We start from the raw sequence: 19,901 nt of genomic DNA, 5'->3' as shown, positions 1-19,901 counted from the left end.
TGCCGCCGCTGCCCCAGAAAGGTCCGCCGTGCACGAGACCACCGTGGCCGCCGCCGGAGCACGGGAGCGGATCGCCGCCCACCGGCGGCGGTTCGACCCGCTCTTCGCGGCGTACTTCGACCGGCTCGCCGCCGCCCCCGGCCCGTTCACGGCGGGACGGTTCCCCGCGCGCTGTGTGGAACTGCTGCGGGACCAGTCGCTGCGCGGCGGAAAGCGGCTGCGGGTCGCCCTGCTCCACGAGGCGGCCCGGCTGGTGACCGACGCGGAGGTGCCGGGGCTCGACGAGGCGGCGCTGAGCGTCGAACTGCTGCACACCCACGGCCTGGTGCACGACGACATCGTGGACGACGCGCCGCTGCGCCGCGGCGCCCCGTCGGTGTACTACGCCTACCGGGCCGAATTCCCCGGCCAGGAGCGGACGGCGGTGGGGCTCGCCGTGCTCGCGGGGGACCTCGCCGCCTTTCTCTCCGTCCAGGTCCTGCTGGAGGCACCGCTCCCCGACGGGCTGCGGCTGGCCCTGGCGCAGGAGCAGACGCGGGCCTCGGCCGAGACCGTGCTCGGCCAGTTCCTCGATCTGGAACGGGATGTTCCGCCGCTGCCGGGCGACGACTTCCTGCACACCGTCACGGAGTTCAAGTCCGCGCGCTACTCGATCCTCGCACCGCTGCGTCTCGGACTGCTGGCCGCGGGCGAGGACCCGGAGCCGTACGCGGGCGAGCTGCGCCGGTACGCGGTCCTCGTGGGGATCTACGAGCAGATGCGGGACGACTATCTCGACCTCTTCGGCGACCCGGCGGTCACCGGGAAGCCCGTGGGCACGGATCTGCGCGACGGCCGTCGCACCTATGCCGTGAACGCGCTGCTGGCCGGGGTCGACGGGGCCGACAGAAAGCGGGTGGAGTCGGCGCTCGGCGACCCCGGGTGCGACGACGCCACGATCGCGGAGATCGGCGCCCTGGCCCGGCGCGCGGGCGTCGACGAACGGCTGCGCGCGACCATGCTGCGGTACGCGCGGGAGGCGTCCGACGAGGCGGCCGGCTGGCGGCCCCGATGGCGGGAGGAGGCCGTCTCCTTCTTCTCCGCCCTGCCGCTGTGGAGCGTGCGGCGCACCTTCTGAGCAGCGGACCGGGCCGGGGCCGGGCCGACTCCGGACCCGGCCGACGGCTCGGACAGCGACTCGGGCGACGGCTCGGACAGCGACCCGGGCGGCGCGCTCAGCGCAGCAGCGTGAAGACGGTGCCCGCGACCGCCGCTCCCACGGTGACGCCCACCACCACCTGTGCGGGGGTGTGCCGCCCCAGCCGGAGCCGGGACCACGCGGTCGCCCCGACCACCGCCGTCAGCGGCAGCAGCCAGGAGCCGTAGGTCAGGACGAGCACGGCGCTCGCGCCCGCCGCGACCGCCGAGTGGGCCGACACCTTCCATACGGTGGTGATGGCGGCGAGCGCGAGCAGGACGGCGGTCATCGCCACCACCAGGGCGGTCAGTTCACGGGGCGCGCCCAGTACCGGCAGCGCCACCGCCCCGGCGACGAGCGGGGCGAGGATCCAGGGGGCGGCGGCGAGCCGGTCCCTGCGTTCGGTGAGCCCTCCGCCCCAGCGCCTGCGGCGGACCCCGATCGTGATGCACAGCGGCGGGACGACACCGGTGAGGACGGCGGCCAGCAGCCCCCAGACCCCGCCGCGGACCCCGTCGGCGTGCCAGCCGACGAGCGGAGCCGCCGCCAGCATCCACCGCCGGGGCTCGCACCAGGCGCTGATCCGGGCCGCGACCCGGGGGGCGGACGCGGCGGCGAGACCGGTCATCCGGGCGCCCCGACCGGGTCGGCCAGTTCCTCGACCGCGCAGGCCCAGCGCGCGGGCAGACTCTCGGCGCCGGGGAGCGCCCGGTCGATCCGGAAGCAGACGGACGCGGTTCCGGCGTAGGCGATCAGACTCACCGTCAGGGGGGTGTGCTCCGGGCAGAACATCAGCGGCCGGACCGCCGTGACCCGGGACCCGTCGACGGTCAGCCGGTGGCGCATCAGGAGGAAGGAGCTGCCGATCGAGGTCAGACCGGGGCGCTGGACCCGCCGGGCCAGCCGGAGCTGGAGCCAGGTGGGCAGCGCGTCGGCGCAGCGGCGCAGGACGGCCCGGTGGGACACGGACTTGAGCGGGGCCGTGGCACGGGCGGTGTCCGCGAGCCGCCGGGCGGCGGGGGCGGGGCCGCCGGGCAGGTCGACCCGGACGGGGAAGAGCCGGTTGCCGGGGAGCACCGCCTCCTCGGGGGTGCGCAGGCTGACGGGGACGAACACGGGCAGCGGGGCCCGGGCCGCCGGGGGCCACTCCTCGGCCGCCCAGGCGGCGACCGCGTGGGCGAGCGCGGCGAGATGGACGTCGTTGGCGCCGCAGTCGCCGTGCCGTCCGGCCTGCCGCAGCCGGGCCAGCGGCAGTTCGGCCCAGAGCAGGCGGCGGCTGCCGGAGAGGGGCCGGCCGGGTGCGTTCCACACCCGGTGCGGGCGGGCGCCGCCGAGGAGGGAGGGGAGGCCGCGCCGGATGTCCCCGGGGCGCAGCCGGGGCAGCCGGGCGGGGACGGAGAGCTGGGAGGGGCGGAGCGGGGGACCGAACAGGGTCTCCAGGACGGAGATCAGGGCGCCGCCGTCCTGGAGGGCGTGGTGGGTGAGGTAGACGAGAACGGGCCGGGCGCCGTCGTCCGGGGCGGTGCGGACGACCCTGGATCCGGCAGCCCCGGCAGCCCCGGTGGGCCCGGCGGCTCCCGGGGCCTCGGGGGCTTCGGGCGCCTCGGGGGCTTCGGGCCGCAGCAGCACCAGCCGCCAGGGCGGCGCGTCGTCGGGCAGGGGTTCCCGGAGCAGTTCCGCCAGCCTCTCGTCGAGCCGTCCGGGCCCCTCGGGCAGGCGCTCCACGCCGATGTGGCACTCCAGGTCGGGGGCGGCGGGCACCCAGGCCGGGGGGTGGTGCTCCAGCCGGTGGGTGAGGGCGGGCAGCGCGGGCAGCAGCGCGGCGACCCGTTCCCGGAGCCGGTCCGGGTCGGGGGCCGGTCCTTCGAGGACGAGCGCGACCCCGATGGTGAATCCGGCGTCGGGGTGGGGAGCTGCCCCGTGCAGCCGGTCGAAGAGGAGGTCCGTGAAGGCGGGCGCGGGCGGCGGCCCGCAGGCCGGGGCGGGGCCCGTGCCTCCGCTTCGGGTCCCCTCGGTCAGATCACGGACGGTGTCCCTGGTCATGCGCTCTCTTTCTGGGCCGGGGCGCGAGGCCGGGCCGGTACCGGGGCACGGCCGGGCCCCTGCCCCGTACAACTCCACCGGCCACCGCCAGGGCACGCACCCCGTGGCACGGGCTCCGGGGCCGCCGCCCGTCCGCCACCGGTCCGCCGCGCCGAATCGCGCCATTGCCACGCCCCCGGCGCGGGCGGCGCACGTCCGGGGGTGTGCGGCGGTCATAGACTGAACTGCCCGCGTACTGTCCGTCCGTCCGTCGTCCGTCTGGTGGGAATCGTCTCCGGCACGCCCGCCGGGGCAGGGAGCGCACCGTGTTCTACTACCTGCTCAAGTACGTCGTTCTCGGTCCGCTGCTGCGGCTGCTGTTCCGGCCCCGGATCGAGGGGCTTGAGCACATCCCCGAACACGGGGCGGCCATCGTCGCCGGGAACCATCTGTCGTTCTCGGACCACTTTCTGATGCCCGCGATCCTGCGCCGCCGGATCACCTTCCTGGCGAAGGCGGAGTACTTCACCGGGCCGGGGCTGCGGGGGCGGCTGACGGCCGCGTTCTTCCGCAGCGCGGGACAGATCCCGGTGGACCGCTCGGGCAAGGAGGCCGGTCAGGCGGCGATCCGGGAGGGGCTGGGGGTGCTGGCCAAGGGCGAGTTGCTGGGCATCTATCCGGAGGGGACGCGCTCCCACGACGGACGGCTCTACAAGGGCAAGGTCGGTGTGGGCGTGATGGCGCTGCGGGCGGGGGTTCCGGTCATTCCCTGCGCCATGGTGGGGACCTTCGAGATCCAGCCGCCGGGTCAGGTGGTGCCCCGGATCAAGCGGGTGACGGTGCGGTTCGGCGCGCCCCTGGACTTCTCCCGTTTCGCCGGTCTGGAGCGGGAGCGGGCGGTGGTGCGCGCGGTCACCGACGAGATCATGACCGCGATCCTCGATCTGTCCGGCCAGGAGTACGTGGACCGGTACGCGGCGGAGGTCAAGGCGGAGGCGGCGGAAGAGGCGCGCGCGAGCCGGGCGCTGCGGGGCCGCGTGTCCTGAGGGCCCGAAGGGGCGGCCGTACGGAACGGCCGCCCCCCGCTTCCCGTGGATCGGTGGGTGCTACGGCTTGGGCACCGGGTGCGGCGCGCACTCCACCGTACGGCGGTCCAGCTCACCGCGGAGGAGATAGGCGTCCACCTTCTCGTTGACACAGGAGTTGGTGATTCCGGTGACTCCGTGCGAACCGGCGTCCTTCTCCAGGATCAGGCCCGAGCCCTTGAGCCGCCGCTGGAGTTCGTAGGCGCCTTCGACGGGGGTCGCGGCGTCCCGCTCGGCCTGGACGATGAGTACGCCCGGCAGGCCCTTCTTCGACCGGACGTCGACCGGGGTGTGCTGCTTGCCCTGCCAGGTGGCGCAGGGCAGGTTGAGCCAGGCGTTCGACCAGGTCAGAAACGGGTAGTCACGGTGCAGCCGGGTGTTGTCCCGGTCCCAGGTGCGCCAGTTCGTGGGCCACTTGGCGTCGGCGCACTCGACGGCGTTGTAGACGGCGTTGCCGTTCTCGGAACGGATGTTGCCCGCGATGTCGCTCATGTCCGGACCGGCGGCGTCGACCAGCGCCTGGGTGTTACCGGCGCGGTAGTCGCGCCAGACCCGGGCGACCGGCGCCCAGGAGGAGTCGTAGTACGGGGCGCCCTGGAAGAAGCCACCCAGCTCGGCCGGGCCGACGACCCCGCCGATGGGGGCCTTCTTGGCGGCGGCGCGCAGCTTCTGCCACTCGGCCTCGACCTTCGCGGGGGTGTCGCCGATGCCGTAGGTGGCGTGGTTCCGGGCGACCCAGTCCTTCCAGTCGTTCCAGCGCATCTCGAAGGCGACGTTCTGGTCGAGGTTGGCCTCGTACCAGATCTTCTCCCGCGAGGGGTTGACCACGCTGTCGACGACCATCCGGCGCACCTTGCCGGGGAAGAGGGTCGCGTACACGGCGCCGAGGTAGGTGCCGTAGGAGACGCCCAGGAAGTTGAGCTTGCTCTCGCCCAGCGCGGCCCGGATGACATCGAGGTCACGGGCGGTGTTGGGGGTGGTCATGTGCGACAGCATCCAGCCGCTGCGCTCGCCGCAGCCCTCCGCGTACTCACGGGCCAGCTTGCGCTGGGCGCGCTTGTCCGCCTCGCTGTCGGGGACGGGGTCGGCCTTCGGGGCCTTGACGAACTCCTGCGGGTCCGCGCAGGAGATGGGGGTGGAACGGCCGACTCCGCGCGGGTCGAAGCCCACGAAGTCGTATGCCTTGGCGACGTTCGCCCAGAGCGGGTTCTTGTTGGTGACCCGGGTGGGGAAGCGCAGCCCGGAGCCGCCGGGGCCACCGGGGTTGTAGAGCAGCGCGCCCTGGCGCTCACCGGCGGTGCCGGTGTGGCCGATACGGTCGACCGCGAGGGTGATCTGCTTGCCGTCGGGGCGGGCGTAGTCGAGCGGTACGGTCACGAATCCGCACTGGATCGGCTTGGCGAGGCCCCAGTCGGCCGGGCAGTCGGCCCAGTCGACGCCCTTCGCCGCGGCACGTTCGGCCGCGATCTGGACGCCCCGTGCCTCGGCCCAGCCGCCGTGGCGGGTCTCGGCGGTGGCCGCCGGGGCCGCGAGCGCGCCCGCGATGAGCGTTCCGGCTATCAGCGTTCCGGCCGAGCCCAGCGCCGCTGTGCGTCTCACCTGTTACTCCTTGGGTGGTCGTCGGTTTCTGGGGCCGATCCTCGCTGTTGGGAGGCCGGGAGCGACAGGTCGTACACATGTTTCTTTACCGAACCCATAACCGGTGCGAGGTTTCCGCTGAGCGGTACACGGACGGGAGCGGGGCCCGGTTGTGCCCCGATTGATCCCTACCCGTTCCGGGGTATCCACCGAACACCCCGTCTCAGTCGGCGGGTTCGGCGTCCCGGAGGATCGCGCGCAGCTCCCGTGCGTCCCGGGCCAGGGCGGTGACCAGGTAGGCCGGTCCGGCGAGCGGGGTGAGGACGGCGGTGCCGCCGAGGAGGCGGGGTTCGGGGGGCCGGGCCGTCGGCGCCGGTTCGACCACGAGGAGTTGACCGGCGGCCCGGTGGCCGCCGAGGACCGCGCCGCCGTCCCAGCCGGGCGGCGCCCCGGGGCCCACGGCCAGTTCCTGGTCGAGCAGCGGACGGCCCGCCCGGTGCACGGTGAGCCTGCTGACGGCGGTGCCGGACTCCTCCCCGTACCGGCCGAGCACCAACTCCTCGCGCAGGACCAGCCGGGCGCCGGGGGCGAGGTGGACCAGGGTGCGGGCGCGGAGGTCGCTGCCGCGCGCCAGGACGGTCTGCTCGGGCAGCCAGCGCAGTTCGGCGCCGTCGGCGACGGTCAGCCGGAGGTCGTAGTGGGCGGGGGCGCCGTCCCGGCCCGGGAGGGAGATCGTCGCGGCGGCGGAGTCCACGTCGAGCCGGGCCCCGGCGCGGGCCTCCGCCTCCAGCGCGAGCCGGTCGCCGCCGAGGGGCGCGCTCATGGCGCCGACGACGGTGACCCGGGTGTGCGCCCGGCCGGACCCGGCCCCGGGCCGCCGGGGGCGGGTGCGGCGCAGGGCGAAGGGGCCGCCGCTCCGCAGTACGGGGGTGCCCTCCCGGGTGGCGACGACGCGTGCGGTGGCGGCGACGGAGTGGGCGGTGGCGTCGGCGCTCATACGGACCGCAGGGCTCCGGCGGTCCACTCGGCGAGCCGGGCGTCCACCCAGGCCACCACCGGATCGATGCCCCCGGGGCTGGTCAACGAGGTGAAGGCGACGGGCAGCTCGCCGCGCTGGGCCCGGGCGTCGCGGGCCATCCGGTCCAGGTCGGAGCCGACATGGGGGGCCAGGTCGGTCTTGTTGACGACGAGCAGATCCGCGGTGGTGACGCCGGGGCCGCCCTTGCGGGGGATGTCGTCCCCGCCCGCCACGTCGATGACGAAGATCTGCCGGTCCACCAGCCCCCGGGAGAACGTCGCGGTGAGGTTGTCGCCCCCGGACTCGACGAGGATCAGATCCAGCGGGCCGACGCACTCCTCCAGTTCCTCGACCGCTTCGAGGTTGGCGGAGATGTCGTCCCGGATCGCCGTGTGGGGGCAGGCCCCCGTCTCGACGGCCCGGATGCGCTCGGGCGGCAGGACGGCGGCGCGGAGCAGGAACTCGGCGTCCTCCCGGGTGTAGATGTCATTGGTGACCACGGCGAGCGAGAGCCGGTCGCGCAGCCGCCGGCAGAGCGCGGCGACGGTCGCGGTCTTCCCGGACCCGACGGGCCCGCCGAGCCCGACACGCAGGGCTCGTCTGGTGCCGTCGGGACGGGTGGCGTCGGCGCTGACCGCCGGGGCGTGGGTGTGGTGCGCGGCGTCGAGGTGCATGGCTCTCCTGTGTGCGTGAGGCGAGGTGGGCGGACGGAGTGGTGGGCGGCCTTCCGCCGGTGGGGACGGGCCTTCGGGGCTGGGGGGGGGACGGCCTTCCGGTGGCCGGGCAGTGGGCGGCTTCCGACCGTGGGCCGGGCCTCGGCCGGCGGACGGCCCCAGCGGTCGGACGAAGCCTCGGACGGCGGACAGCCTTCGGACCACGGGACGCGACTCCGGACGATGGGCAGCCCCCGGCGACTGGGCGGAGCCCCGGACCGTGGACAACCCTTCGGCGGTCAGGCACGGCTTCGTACAGAGGACAGCCCTCCAGCAGCCGGACGGGACTTCGGACGGCGGACGCCCCGGCAGTCGGGCAGAGCACCGGACGGCGGACGGCAGTCCCACCGGGGGACGGGCAGGGCTCCGCACAGTGGCCGCCTTCCAGCAGTCGGACGAAACCTCGGACGGCGGGCGGCTTCCCACCATGGAACGGGACTTCGGACAGCGGACGGCCCTCGGACGACGGGCAGCCCCCCGGCAACCGGGCGGAGCCCCGGACCGTGCACAACCCTTCGGCGGTGAAGCGCGGCTTCGTACAGAGGACAGCCCTCCAGCAGTCGGACAGGACTTCGGACAGCGGACGGCCCTCGGACGACGGGCAGCCCCCCGGCAACCGGGCGGAGCCCCGGACCGTGCACAACCCTTCGGCGGTGAAGCGCGGCTTCGTACAGAGGACAGCCCTCCAGCAGTCGGACAGGACTTCGGACAGCGGACGGCCCTCGGACGACGGGCAGCCCCCCGGCGACTGGGCGGAGCCCCGGACCGTGCACAACCCTTCGGCGGTGAAGCGCGGCTTCGTACAGAGGACAGCCCTCCAGCAGTCGGACAGGACTTCGGACAGCGGACGGCCCTCGGACGACGGGCAGCCCCCCGGCGACTGGACGGAGCCCCGGACCGTGCACAACCCTTCGGCGGTGAAGCGCGGCTTCGTACAGAGGACAGCCCTCCAGCAGTCGGACGGGACTGCGGACGGCGGACGGCGCTCCCGCCATGGGGCGGGCCTTCGGACGGTAGAGCCGCCCCCCCCGGGGTCGGACGAAGCCTCGGGTAGTGGACAGACCTCCAGCGGTGAGGCGAAGCCTCGGACGGTGGACACCCCCGGGGCGGTTCAGGACGCGAAGAGCCGCAGCGGCCTGGCCGCGTGCTGCTCGGCGGTGATGTCCAGCAGGGGCGCGGACGCGGCGGGCAGTGCGGCGGGGCCGCCGCCCTCCCGTACGGCGGCTGTGGCGCGGGCGGCGACGCGGTCCAGGTCGGGGGCGAGACGGGCGAGTACGGCGGTGGCGGCGAAGGGGTCGAGGCCGAGCAGGCGTACGGCGGCGCTCACGGGGGCGCCGACCGTCTCGTACCCGGCGCAGTACGCGGCGTCCCCGGGTCCGAGCCCGGCGACGCGCGCGGTCAGTCCGAGGACGACGGGCTGATGCGCCCCGCGCGGCGCGGCGGCGGCGAGCGCGTCGAGGCGGGGATCGGGCCAGACCGTCCGGGCCGCGCGGATGAGCTGCCGGCCGAGCCTGCGGGCGACGGCCCGCAGCGCGGGCGAGGGCGTCCGGGCGTCGGCCGCCTCGTCGAGTTCCCGGAGGTCCCAGCCGTCGGCGGCGGCTGCGGCGAGCCCCGCGGCGGTGAGCCCGGCGGTGTGGAGCCGCCCCCGGCAGAACTCCGCGAGATCGTCCGTGTCCCGGAGCCGCCCCGACGCGATCGCCTCCTCGGCCCCGCCGGAGTGCGCGTGCCCTCCGGCGGGGAACCGCCCGTCGGCCAGGATCAGCAGCGCCGCGCGCGCCCCGCCCGCGCCGGAGGGCGGCGGCGCCGCGGGACAAGGGGTCGAGGGGTGCGAGGGGTGCGAGGTCATCTGTCGAGGCCCGTCAGAAGAGGAAGTACCGCTGGGCCAGCGGAAGTTCCGCGGCGGGCGCGGGGTCGACCGGTTCCCCGTCGATGGTCACGGTGAAGGTGTCGGGGTCCACCTCGACCCGGGGCAGCGCGTCGTTCTCCCGCATGTCCGCCTTGGTCAGCCCGCGTGTCCCCGCGATGGGGACGAAGGGCTTGTCCAGGCCGAGCCGCTCGGGCAGCCCGTCCTCGATCGCGGCCCCGGCCGTGAAGTTGAGGGAACCGGCCGCCGCCGCGCGCCCCAGCGCGCCGAACATCGGCCGGGGCAGCACCGGCTGCGGGGTGGGGATCGAGGCGTTCGCGTCGCCCATCTGCGCGTACACGATCTGCCCGCCCTTGATCACCAGCAGTGGCCGCACCCCGAAGAACGCGGGCTCCCAGAGCACGAGATCCGCGAGTTTCCCGCTCTCGACGGAGCCGATCTCCCGGTCGAGCCCCTGCGCCACCGCCGGGTTGATGGTGTATTTGGCGACATAGCGCCGCGCCCGCCGGTTGTCCGCGCGGCCGTCCCCCGGCAGCGCGCCCCGGCGCCGCTTCATCACATGCGCGGTCTGCCAGGTCCGCAGCACCACCTCCCCGATCCGGCCCATGGCCTGGGAGTCGGAGGAGATGATCGAGATCGCGCCGAGGTCGTGCAAAACGTCCTCCGCGGCGATGGTCCCGGGCCGAATCCTGGACTCGGCGAAGGCCAGGTCCTCGGGGACGGCCGGGTTGAGGTGGTGGCACACCATCAGCATGTCGAGGTGCTCGTCGACCGTGTTGACGGTGTGCGGCCGGGTCGGATTGGTGGAGCTGGGCAGCACATGGGGCTCACCGACCACAGTGATGATGTCGGGCGCGTGGCCGCCGCCCGCCCCCTCCGTGTGGTACGCGTGGATGGTGCGCCCGGCGATGGCCGCCAGGGTGTCCTGGACGAACCCCGCCTCGTTCAGGGTGTCGGTGTGGATGGCGAGCTGGGCGCCGGTCTCCTCGCAGACGCGCAGACACGCGTCGATGACGGCGGGCGTGGCCCCCCAGTCCTCATGGATCTTGAACCCGAGCGCCCCGCCGCGCAGTTGGGAGCGGAGCGCGTCCGCTGCCATGGTGTTGCCCTTGCCCAGCAGTCCGATGTTGACGGGCAGCGTGTCCAGCGCCTGGAACATCCGGGCGAGGTGCCAGGGCCCCGGGGTGACGGTGGTCGCCTTGGTGCCCTCGGCGGGCCCGGTGCCCCCGCCGACCAGGGTGGTGATCCCGGTGGCGAGCGCCTGCCCGATCAGGGTGGGCGAGATGAAGTGGACATGGGCGTCGACCGCCCCGGCGGTGAGGATTCTGCCCTGGCCCGCGATGATCTCCGTCTCGGGGCCGATCACCAGCTCGGGGTGGACCCCGTCCATGGTGTCGGGGTTGCCCGCCTTGCCGATGCCGGTGATCCGCCCGTCGCGGATGCCGACATCGGCCTTGACGACCCCCCAGTGGTCGAGGATCACGGCACCGGTGATCACGGTGTCCGGCGCGCCTTCGGCCCGGGTCGTCCGGGCCTGTCCCATGGACTCCCGGATCACCTTCCCGCCGCCGAAGACCGCCTCGTCGCCCGCGCGCCCGGGGCCGCCCGCGCGGTCCTCCTCGATCTCGACGAAGAGATCCGTGTCGGCGAGCCGGATCAGATCGCCGGTGGTGGGGCCGTAGAGGTCGGCGTAGACGGCCCGGTCCAGCTCAGACATGGCCGTCTCCGCACACGTCCGCGCCGTCCGGTCCGGCCGTGCGGCGCTCCCCCGGCGGCCGGGGGCCGTCCAGCGGCCCGGCGGTCCCGCCCCGCAGCCCGGGGACGACCCGGGCGCCGCCGATCGGCACCAGCTCCACGTCCACCGGGATTCCGGGTTCGAAGCGGACGGCGGTGCCCGCCGCGATGTGCAGCCGCCGTCCGTGCGCGGCGGCGCGGTCGAAGGAGAGACCGGGGTTGGTCTCGGCGAAGTGGTAGTGGGAGCCGACCTGGACGGGCCGGTCGGCGGTGTTGACGACGGTGAGACGGACGACGTCGCGGCCCTCGTTGAGGGGGACGGGCCCGGCGGCGAAGCGGAACTCCCCGGGGATCATCGGCCCGCCCTCAGACGATCGGGTCATGGACGGTGACCAGCTTGGTGCCGTCCGGGAAGGTGGCCTCCACCTGGACGTCGTGGATCATCTCCGGGATGCCCTCCATCACCTCGGCACGGGTGAGGACCCGGCGACCCGAATCCATCAGCTCGGCCACGGTCCGGCCGTCGCGGGCGCCTTCGAGGAGGTGACAGGTGATCAGGGCGACCGCCTCGGGGTGGTTGAGCCGCACCCCCCGGGCACGCCGCCGGGCGGCGACGTCGGCGGCCACATGGATCAGCAGTCTTTCCTGCTCGTGCGGGGAGAGTCGCATCCGTGCCCACCTCACTGTCGTCCGGCCGGGTTCGAGCGCGCTGAGCGTCACCGAATGGAGCTGAACGTTAGAGCGGGAGTTTTTCCACCGCGTTAACTCACGCGTCGACCGGCGCGCTCACCGGCGGGTCGGGCCGACGCGCCGACCGACGTGCCGCGGTGGGCCGGACGGAACGGAACGGCGTACGGGACGGAACGGCGTAGGGGACGGAACGGCGTACGGGTCGGAACGGCCGCCCGCGGCGGGGCACGAGGCCACCGGAGCACTGGCGGGCGCCGGAGCATACGGCCGCGGGGACGGCCGGACAACGGCGTACGCGGCGCGCGGCGGCGGACCGCGTCCCGCGCGGACCGGCACGCGCACGACCCGGACGCGGGGAAACCGGGGCGCCCGGTCCGGCGGTGGCGGTGGCGTCAGCCCCGGCCCTCCGGCCCGCGGTACTCGGCGGTGAGACCGAAACGGCCCCGCTCTGCCGGTGCGGCGGTGGGGGCGCCCAGGGTCGAGACAGAGCCGACCACCGGGTCGCCCGCGCCCTCGTGGCCCCGCGCCGACTGCCGGTCCAGCTCCTCCAGCCGGTCGAGGTCGGCGGCGGACACCAGGGCCACGAGCGGCTTGCCGTGGCGGGTCACCGTCACCCGCTCGCCGCCGTAGACCACACGGTTGATCAGTTCCGCCAGCTCCGCCCTGGCCTGCGTCACCGGAATCTCATACGCCATGTCTCCATCATAACGCCCTGTACATCCTGTACATTTTTTACAGAGCCCGGTCCATCAGGACCGGGACACCGCCGCGCCGTGAGGAGACAGCAGCTCCGATGACGAACCCCGCGCACTCCCCCGCCCCACCGACCCTCGGCCGCGCTCCGGCGGCGGCCCGCCACACCCTGCCCGAGTTCCACGAGCGGACCCCGTACGGGCCGCGCACCCTCGATCCGTACGCCAAGCTCCTGGAGGGGCGGATCGTCTTCCTCGGCACCCCCGTGGACGACATCGCCGTCGGCGATGTGATCGCGCAGTTCCTCCACCTGGAGTACGCGCAGCCGGACGGGGAGATCTCGCTCTACATCAACTCCCCCGGGGGGTCGCTCGACGCGGTGCTCGCGATCCACGACACCGTCCAGCTCATCCGCTGCACGGTGGAGACGGTGTGCGTCGGACAGGCCGCGGGCCCGGCCGCGCTGCTGCTCGCCGCCGGGAGCCCGGGCAGGCGGCTGACGCTGCCCGGGGCGCGGATCGCCCTGAGCGGGCCCGCCCTGGAGAAGACGGTGGGGCAGCCGTCCGATCTGGAGCTGCACGCGGCGGAACTGCTGCGACAGCGGACACAGTTCACCGGGCTGCTGGCCCGTCACACCGGCCGGGACGAGCGGCGCGTGGCGGCCGATCTGGAGCGGACGACCGTGCTCGACGCCGCCGGAGCCCTGGAGTACGGCCTGGTGGACCAGATCCTCAGCCGCCGCGCGGCGACCCCGGCGGGATGAGCGGCGTGCCGGTGCCGGAACCGCCGCTGCCCGCGCTGACCCGCGCGGAAGGCGATCTGGTGGACAGCTATCTCGCCGTGGTGGATCTGCTGGGGCGGATCAACCCGGGGCGCGCCACCCATACCTACGGTGCGCTGCGCGCGGCGCAGGCTCTGGTCGGCTCGGCGACCGCACTGCGGGACGCGCTGACCCTCATGCACGACCGGGGTGAGAACGAGGTGTACTCCGCGACCCTCACGCGGGCGCTCAGGGCGCTCGACGGGGAGCGCAGAGCACAACGCGTCTCCCTACCACCCCCACAGGCTTCCTGACCATCCGTCCGCAGCCTTGCGACCGCCATTCGTGTACCACATCGCATCCCCCGAATGATGTACTCGCGAATAACGGTCGGGATACGGTCGAGTTGCGCGAACGTCGACCGGATAAGCGGAACATCTTATTCCGGTGCTGGTGCGGGCATGCTCAGGTGTCGACAACGGAACCACCCGAAGGCCGTGTCCACCCGAACAGACCAATGGTGGTAAAACTCACATATCGCAGTTTCCGCTCGGAATTTGATCGGGTTGTGGGTCAAGATCCCTGGGACGACAAGCCCCCGTCACCTCGGCGGGGCGGTCCGGGCGGACGCCGAGTCCTGCCGCCGCTGCGGACATTGGTCGACAGGAGTGCTTCGGCAGGAGTGGAGGACCCAAGCAGTACGGGACAGCCGGCAGGTCCGGTCGTTCCTCGGGGTGAAGCCGCACGGCGGCCGGGAAACTTCGTCCACCCGAACCCGACAGGTCATCCTTCACAGGCGGCTGACGAAGGGTTGCGCATGACTGCGCAGAACACTGTCCCGTTCCTGATGAGCCGCGCGGGGGCCGTCTCGGCCCTCACCCTCGCGGCGGTCGGCGGATCGCTCCTGGTGCCCGGAGGCACCGCGGAGGCACACGCCGCGACCGCCCACGCGACCAAGGCGCTCAAGGTGGCGGCCTCCAAGAAGGGCGCGCCCTACCGGTACGGCGCGACCGGGCCGAGCCGATTCGACTGCTCGGGGCTGACTCTCTACTCGTACAAGAAGGCCGGCAAGAAGCTGCCGCGGACCGCGCAGCAGCAGTTCAACAAGACCAAGCGGGTGACCGCGTCCAAGCGCAAGGCCGGGGACCTGGTCTTCTTCCACTCCCGCGGCTACGTCTACCACGTCGGGATCTACGCCGGTAAGGGAAAGATCTGGCACTCCCCGAAGAGGGGTTCCTGGGTGAAGCTGGACAAGATCTGGACCAAGAACGTCCGATACGGCCGCGTGGGGTGAGCGACGCGGCCACCGGCCCGGACGGGTCCACGGGGCCGGGGCCGCGCGCCCCGCGGTCCGGGGCGCGCTGACGGGCCGTCGGCCGGGCTCCCCGGGGCGCCGGCGTCACCGCCGTGCCGCCGCCGTCGCGCCACCACCGTGCCGCCGTCGTCGATCCCCGGCGGGGTGCCCTCGGGCGCTCAGCCGGGGACGACGGCCGTCCGGGCCGACACGGCCCCCGCAGCCGCGGCCGTCCCCCGCGCCCCGCCCGGAGCGGTCGCGTCCACCGTGGCCACCGCGCGGGCGATCTGCCGCTCGGTCAGATCCGCACGGGCCGTCAGCCGCAGCCGGGAGACGCCGTCCGGCACCGACGGGGGACGGAAGCACCCCACGGCGAGCCCCTCCGCACGGCAGCGGGCGGCCCACTCGACGGCGGCCGTGGGCGACGGAGCCCGTACGGACACCACGGCGGCATCGGGGCGGCAGGCCGCGTACCCCCGTTCCGTCAGCCCCCCGTACAGAGCCAGAGCGGCCGTCCGCACCCGCTCCGCGAGCCCGGGGCGCTCCCGCAGCAGCCGCAGCGCGGCGAGGGCGGCCCCGGTGGCCGCCGGGGCCAGCCCCGTGTCGAAGACGAAGGAGCGCGCCGTGTTCACCAGATGGTCGATGACGCGGGCGGGCCCGAGGACGGCGCCGCCCTGGCTGCCCAGGGCCTTGGAGAGCGTCACCGTCGCGACCACGTCCGGGGCGCCCGCGAGCCCCGCCGCGTGCAGCGCCCCCCGGCCGCCCGCGCCGAGGACGCCGAGCCCGTGGGCGTCGTCCACGAGCAGCGCGGCGCCGTGGGCCCGGCACACCCCGGCCAGTTCGGACAGCGGGGCCGCGTCCCCGTCCACCGAGAAGACGGCGTCGCTGACCACGAGCGCGCGCCCGGCACCGTGCCCGGCGAGCGCGGCGCGCACGGCGCCCGGGTCGCGGTGCGGAACGACCTCCGTCCGGCCGCGCGCGAGCCGGCAGCCGTCCACGATCGACGCGTGGTTGGCCGCGTCGGAGACGAGGAGGGTCTCCCGCGGGGCGAGCGCGGTGACCGCGGCGAGATTGGCCGCGTAGCCGGAGGACAGCACGAGGGCGGACTCGAAGCCGCAGAACGCGGCGAGTTCCCGCTCCAGTTCGGCGTGGAGCGCGGTGCTTCCGGTGACCAGCCGGGAGCCGGTGGCGCCCGCGCCCCAGCGGCGGGCCGCCCCGGCCGCCGCCTCCATGACGGCGGGGTGCCGGGAGAGTCCCAGATAGTCGTTGCCCGCCAGATCCAGCGGCCCGGTCCCGGCGGTACGGGGGCGCAGCGTCCGGACGAGACCCGCGTCCCGGCGGCGGCGGGCCTCGTGCTCGATCCAGTCGAAGGGGTCCCGGGCGGAGGGCTCCCCGGCGGAGGGGTCCCGGGTGAAGGGGTCCTGCGTCATGGTCCTCAGATCCTCTTCTCCGGTGATCCGGTGATGCGGTGATTCAGGCGGCTCTGGTGATTCAGGCGGCTCTGGTTCATTCCGACGGTTCCGGCGACTCTGGTCATTCCGTCGGAATAAACCATTCCGCACCGAGGGGCGACAGGGGCCCCGGGGTGGCGGTTTTGTTCATGGTCCACAGACCATAGCCGTGGCGCCCCCTGGCGGGGATGTGTCCATACGCACACCTCGCCGCGGGGTCTGTTGTCGAGTTCCGCCTTTCCCACGGCGTGTGCGGTGCGTCAGGATCAACCCCATGGACCTGCTGAACACGCTGGTGGAGAAGGGGCTGCGGCGGGAGCTGCCGACCCGTGAAGAGGCGCTCGCCGTGCTGGCGACCTCCGACGACGAACTGCTCGACGTGGTCGCGGCGGCGGGCAGGGTGCGCCGCCACTGGTTCGGACGGCGGGTGAAACTCAACTATCTCGTCAATCTCAAGTCCGGCCTGTGCCCCGAGGACTGCAACTACTGCTCCCAGCGGCTCGGGTCCACGGCGGAGATCCTGAAGTACACCTGGCTGAAGCCGGACGAGGCGTCGAAGGCGGCGGCGGCCGGGGTCGCGGGCGGCGCGAAGCGCGTCTGCCTCGTCGCCAGCGGACGCGGGCCCACCGACCGCGACGTCGACCGTGTCTCGCGGACCATCGAGGCCATCAAGGAGGGGAACGAGGGCGTCGAGGTCTGCGCCTGTCTCGGGCTGCTGTCGGCCGGTCAGGCCGAACGGCTGCGGGAGGCGGGGGCCGACGCGTACAACCACAATCTGAACACCTCCGAGGCCACCTACGGCGCCATCACCACCACCCACACCTACGCGGACCGGGTGGACACCGTGCGGCAGGCGCAGGCGGCGGGGCTCTCCGCCTGCTCCGGTCTGATCGCGGGCATGGGCGAGAGCGACGCCGACCTCGTCGACGTCGTCCTCTCGCTGCGCGAGCTGGACCCGGACTCGGTGCCGGTGAACTTCCTCATCCCGTTCGAGGGCACCCCGCTCGCCAAGGAGTGGAACCTGACGCCGCAGCACTGTCTGCGCATCCTCGCGATGACCCGGTTCGTCTGCCCGGACGTGGAGGTACGGCTGTCGGGCGGACGCGAGGTGCATCTGCGCACCCTCCAGCCGCTGGCGCTGCACCTGGTGAACTCGATCTTCCTGGGCGACTATCTGACCAGCGAGGGCCAGGCGGGTCAGGCCGATCTGGACATGATCGCCGACGCGGGCTTCGAGGTGGAGGGCACGGAGACCACCACGCTCCCGGCACACCGGAGGGACACGGCGGGCGGTGGCTGCGGCCCGGTCTGCGGCGCGCGGGACGACGAGGGCACGGCGTCCCACGGCACCGGCGGGCACCCGGGCGGGTGCTCCCCCTGCGGCGGCACCGGCCGGGACGGCGGGGAGGAGCCGCGGGACGGCGCGGAGGCCGCGCGGAGCGCCGGGGCGCCGGGGCAGGACGGCGGGAATCACATGCCGGGCGCGCGTCCGGGCGCGCGCACCGACCTGGTGACCGTGCGACGCCGGGGCGCGGGCACGGATCTGGCGCCCAATGCCTGAGACCCCGGCACTGTCCACCACGGACACCTCCCCTACCCCGACGGAGGAGCTGCTCGCCCTCGACCGGGCCCATGTCTGGCATCCGTACGGGCCCATGCCGGGCCGGGTCGACCCGCTGGTGGTCGACTCGGCCTCCGGGGTGCGGCTGCGGCTGGCCGAACCCGCCCACGGGCGGTCCGAGCTGATCGACGGCATGTCCTCCTGGTGGTCGGCGATCCACGGCTACAACCACCCCGTCCTCAACGACGCGGCCAGGGCCCAGCTCGACCGGATGAGCCATGTGATGTTCGGCGGGCTGACCCATGAGCCCGCCGTCCGGCTGGCGGCCCGGCTGGTGGAGATCACCCCCGAGCCGCTGCGCCATGTCTTCCTCTGCGACTCGGGGTCGGTCTCCGTCGAGGTCGCGGTGAAGATGTGCCTCCAGTACTGGCGCTCCACCGGTCGCCCGGCCAAGCGCCGGCTGCTGACCTGGCGCGGCGGCTACCACGGCGACACCTGGCAGCCCATGGCGGTCTGCGACCCCGACGGCGGGATGCACCAGCTCTGGGCGGGGGTGCTGCCCCGGCAGCTCTTCGCGGACGCGCCCCCGGCGGAGTTCGACGAGGTGTACGCGCGGCGGCTGCGGGACATGATCGCCCGGCACGCCGATGAGCTGGCCGCGGTGATCGTGGAGCCGGTGGTGCAGGGCGCGGGCGGGATGCGGTTCCACTCCCCCGCGTATCTGCGGGTGCTGCGGGAGGCGTGCGACGCCCATGACGTGTTGCTGGTCTTCGACGAGATCGCGACCGGCTTCGGCCGCACCGGGACGCTCTTCGCGGCGGACGCGGCCGGGGTCTCGCCCGATGTGATGTGTCTGGGCAAGGCGCTGACCGGCGGTTATCTCACGATGGCGGCGGCCCTGTGCACCTCGGCCGTCGCGGACGGCATCTCCCGGGGCGAGGTCCCGGTCCTGGCGCACGGACCGACCTTCATGGCCAACCCGCTGGCCGCCGCGGTGGCGAACGCCTCGATCGATCTGCTGCTCGGCCAGGACTGGGCCGGGGAGGTCAAGCGGCTCGAAGCGGGGCTGCGGGACGGGCTCGCGGGCGCGGCGGAGCTGCCCGGGGTGCGGGACGTACGCGTCCTCGGCGGGATCGGCGTCGTCGAACTGGACCATCCGGTGGACATGGCGGCGGCCACCGGGGCGGCGGTCCGCGCGGGGGTGTGGCTGCGGCCGTTCCGGAACCTGATCTACACGATGCCGCCCTATGTGACGGAGGACGAGGATCTGGCGCGGGTGTGCACGGCGCTGCGCGCGGCGGCGGCAGCGGGCTGAGCGGCGCGCGCCGGAGCGGGTCCGGAGGGGGGCCTGAACGGGTTCGGGAGGAGCCCGGGGCAGATCCGGAACGGGCCCGGAACAGGTTCGGGAGGAGCCGGGGGCCGGAACGGGTCACGGGCTCGGAGCGGGTGATTCCAGGGGCTGGCACGGCCCCTGGGGAAGAAGCGGGAGAAAGGCAGAACAGCGCGATGTCCGTCATCGTGGTCTCGGGCACCGGGACCGACATCGGGAAGACCGTCGTCACCGCGGGGCTCGTCGCCCTCGCCCAGGGGCGGCGGGTCGCCGTGGTGAAACCGGCCCAGACGGGCGTGGCCGAGGGGGAGCCCGGGGACCTGGCCGAGGTGGTGCGGCTCGGCGGCCCGGCGCACACCCTGGAGCTGGTGCGCTTCCCCGAGCCGCTGGCCCCGGCGACGGCGGCGCGGCGGGCGGGGGTCCCCGGCCCCGGCGCCGAGGAGGTCGCCGACCGGATCGCCGCGCTGTCCGGCGCGTACGACCTGGTCCTGGTGGAGGGCGCGGGCGGGCTGCTCGTCCGCTTCGACGCGGGGGGCTCGACGCTCGCGGACACCGCCCGGCTGCTGGCCGCGCCCGTCCTCGTCGTCGCGTCCGCCGGACTCGGCACCCTCAATTCCGTGGCGCTGACCGGTGAGGCGCTGCGGGCGCGCGGTGTGGCACAGCTCGGGGTGGTCGTCGGGAGCTGGCCCGCCGTGCCGGGGCTGGCCGACCGCTGCAATCTGCTGGACCTCCCGGAGGCCGCGGGGGCGCCCCTGCTCGGGGCCGTGCCGGAGGGCGCGGGCCGGCTCTCCCCGGCCGATTTCCGGGCCCGGGCGGCGGACTGGTTCGCGCCGTCCCTGGGCGGGCGCCGGCCCACCGCGAGCGCTCCACCGGCACCGGCGGCGGCACCGGTCCGACGGCCCGTGGCCGCCGCCGCGGCCCTACGCTGACA

Annotated in this window: 19 protein-coding genes and 1 riboswitch; of the genes, 8 read left to right on the top strand and 11 right to left on the bottom strand. The window is 74.3% G+C overall.

Going from position 1 to position 19,901, the window contains the following annotated elements:
- The first annotated feature begins 28 nt into the window (after positions 1-28).
- Positions 29-1,117, top strand: a complete 1,089-nt coding sequence (locus CRV15_RS25630) for a polyprenyl synthetase family protein (protein ID WP_003959586.1) — start codon at positions 29-31, stop codon at positions 1,115-1,117.
- Positions 1,118-1,214: 97 nt separating this feature from the next.
- Here the strand turns inward: CRV15_RS25630 and CRV15_RS25625 are convergent, their stop codons facing one another.
- On the bottom strand, positions 1,215-1,805 hold the full coding sequence (locus CRV15_RS25625) for a phosphatase PAP2 family protein (protein WP_003959587.1): 591 nt from the start codon (positions 1,803-1,805) through the stop codon (positions 1,215-1,217).
- Complete coding sequence (locus CRV15_RS25620; protein ID WP_009995388.1) at positions 1,802-3,220, bottom strand: condensation domain-containing protein; 1,419 nt, start codon at positions 3,218-3,220, stop codon at positions 1,802-1,804. The genes CRV15_RS25625 and CRV15_RS25620 overlap by 4 nt, the downstream gene beginning before the upstream one ends.
- Before the next feature lie 305 nt (positions 3,221-3,525).
- On the opposite strand from CRV15_RS25620, the gene CRV15_RS25615 reads away from it, so the two are divergent.
- Positions 3,526-4,245: a lysophospholipid acyltransferase family protein gene (locus CRV15_RS25615; protein WP_003959589.1), complete on the top strand. Its 720-nt coding sequence runs from the start codon at positions 3,526-3,528 to the stop codon at positions 4,243-4,245.
- 60 nt (positions 4,246-4,305) lie between these two features.
- On the opposite strand, the gene CRV15_RS25610 is transcribed toward CRV15_RS25615, so the two are convergent.
- From CRV15_RS25610 to CRV15_RS25575, 8 genes are all read right to left on the bottom strand, one after another.
- The gene (locus CRV15_RS25610; RefSeq protein ID WP_003959590.1) at positions 4,306-5,883 is read right to left on the bottom strand and encodes an alpha/beta hydrolase; all 1,578 of its coding nucleotides are present in this window, start codon (positions 5,881-5,883) and stop codon (positions 4,306-4,308) included.
- 202 nt (positions 5,884-6,085) lie between these two features.
- Positions 6,086-6,859, bottom strand: coding sequence for an urease accessory protein UreD (locus CRV15_RS25605; RefSeq protein WP_003959591.1), 774 nt, complete (start codon positions 6,857-6,859; stop codon positions 6,086-6,088).
- Positions 6,856-7,554 carry an urease accessory protein UreG gene (ureG, locus tag CRV15_RS25600; protein ID WP_003959592.1) on the bottom strand — a complete coding sequence of 233 codons (699 nt, stop codon included), beginning with the start codon at positions 7,552-7,554 and terminating at the stop codon, positions 6,856-6,858. Before ureG ends, CRV15_RS25605 begins: the two co-directional genes overlap by 4 nt.
- A 1,150-nt stretch (positions 7,555-8,704) precedes the next feature.
- On the bottom strand, positions 8,705-9,439 hold the full coding sequence (locus CRV15_RS25595; RefSeq protein ID WP_003959593.1) for an urease accessory protein UreF: 735 nt from the start codon (positions 9,437-9,439) through the stop codon (positions 8,705-8,707).
- 13 nt (positions 9,440-9,452) lie between these two features.
- Positions 9,453-11,174 (bottom strand): urease subunit alpha, encoded by a 1,722-nt coding sequence (locus CRV15_RS25590; protein ID WP_003959594.1) that lies wholly within the window; start codon positions 11,172-11,174, stop codon positions 9,453-9,455.
- Positions 11,167-11,547 (bottom strand): urease subunit beta, encoded by a 381-nt coding sequence (locus tag CRV15_RS25585; protein ID WP_009995389.1) that lies wholly within the window; start codon positions 11,545-11,547, stop codon positions 11,167-11,169. The genes CRV15_RS25590 and CRV15_RS25585 overlap by 8 nt, the downstream gene beginning before the upstream one ends.
- Positions 11,548-11,557: 10 nt before the next feature.
- Positions 11,558-11,860: an urease subunit gamma gene (locus CRV15_RS25580; protein ID WP_009995390.1), complete on the bottom strand. Its 303-nt coding sequence runs from the start codon at positions 11,858-11,860 to the stop codon at positions 11,558-11,560.
- Between the two features lie 413 nt (positions 11,861-12,273).
- Positions 12,274-12,576, bottom strand: coding sequence for a type II toxin-antitoxin system Phd/YefM family antitoxin (locus tag CRV15_RS25575; RefSeq protein WP_003959598.1), 303 nt, complete (start codon positions 12,574-12,576; stop codon positions 12,274-12,276).
- Positions 12,577-12,674: 98 nt separating this feature from the next.
- On the opposite strand from CRV15_RS25575, the gene CRV15_RS25570 reads away from it, so the two are divergent.
- From CRV15_RS25570 to CRV15_RS25560, 3 genes are all read left to right on the top strand, one after another.
- On the top strand, positions 12,675-13,337 hold the full coding sequence (locus tag CRV15_RS25570; RefSeq protein WP_003959599.1) for an ATP-dependent Clp protease proteolytic subunit: 663 nt from the start codon (positions 12,675-12,677) through the stop codon (positions 13,335-13,337).
- Positions 13,334-13,648, top strand: a complete 315-nt coding sequence (locus CRV15_RS25565; RefSeq protein ID WP_003959600.1) for a hypothetical protein — start codon at positions 13,334-13,336, stop codon at positions 13,646-13,648. Before CRV15_RS25570 ends, CRV15_RS25565 begins: the two co-directional genes overlap by 4 nt.
- A 345-nt stretch (positions 13,649-13,993) precedes the next feature.
- Positions 13,994-14,148, top strand: a riboswitch (cyclic di-AMP (ydaO/yuaA leader).
- Positions 14,149-14,151: 3 nt separating this feature from the next.
- Positions 14,152-14,628 (top strand): C40 family peptidase, encoded by a 477-nt coding sequence (locus CRV15_RS25560; RefSeq protein ID WP_009995396.1) that lies wholly within the window; start codon positions 14,152-14,154, stop codon positions 14,626-14,628.
- A 179-nt stretch (positions 14,629-14,807) separates the two neighbouring features.
- Here CRV15_RS25560 and CRV15_RS25555 read toward each other — a convergent pair whose 3' ends face one another.
- On the bottom strand, positions 14,808-16,058 hold the full coding sequence (locus CRV15_RS25555) for an 8-amino-7-oxononanoate synthase (RefSeq protein WP_003959603.1): 1,251 nt from the start codon (positions 16,056-16,058) through the stop codon (positions 14,808-14,810).
- Positions 16,059-16,353: 295 nt separating this feature from the next.
- Here CRV15_RS25555 and bioB point away from each other — a divergent pair, with 295 nt between their 5' ends.
- The 3 genes from bioB to bioD all read left to right on the top strand — a co-directional run bounded on the left by bioB (position 16,354) and on the right by bioD (position 19,899).
- Complete coding sequence (gene bioB / locus CRV15_RS25550; RefSeq protein WP_003959604.1) at positions 16,354-17,640, top strand: biotin synthase BioB; 1,287 nt, start codon at positions 16,354-16,356, stop codon at positions 17,638-17,640.
- Positions 17,633-18,955: an adenosylmethionine--8-amino-7-oxononanoate transaminase gene (locus CRV15_RS25545; RefSeq protein WP_003959605.1), complete on the top strand. Its 1,323-nt coding sequence runs from the start codon at positions 17,633-17,635 to the stop codon at positions 18,953-18,955. The genes bioB and CRV15_RS25545 overlap by 8 nt, the downstream gene beginning before the upstream one ends.
- A gap of 191 nt (positions 18,956-19,146) precedes the next feature.
- Entirely contained in the window at positions 19,147-19,899 is a 753-nt protein-coding gene (gene bioD / locus CRV15_RS25540; RefSeq protein WP_003959606.1) for a dethiobiotin synthase, read from the top strand.
- Positions 19,900-19,901 lie beyond the last annotated feature (2 nt).

This window comes from Streptomyces clavuligerus, assembly GCF_005519465.1.
In the GTDB taxonomy this organism is placed as follows: Bacteria; Actinomycetota; Actinomycetes; order Streptomycetales; family Streptomycetaceae; genus Streptomyces; species Streptomyces clavuligerus.
This window is presented reverse-complemented; position numbering and strand designations above follow the sequence as displayed.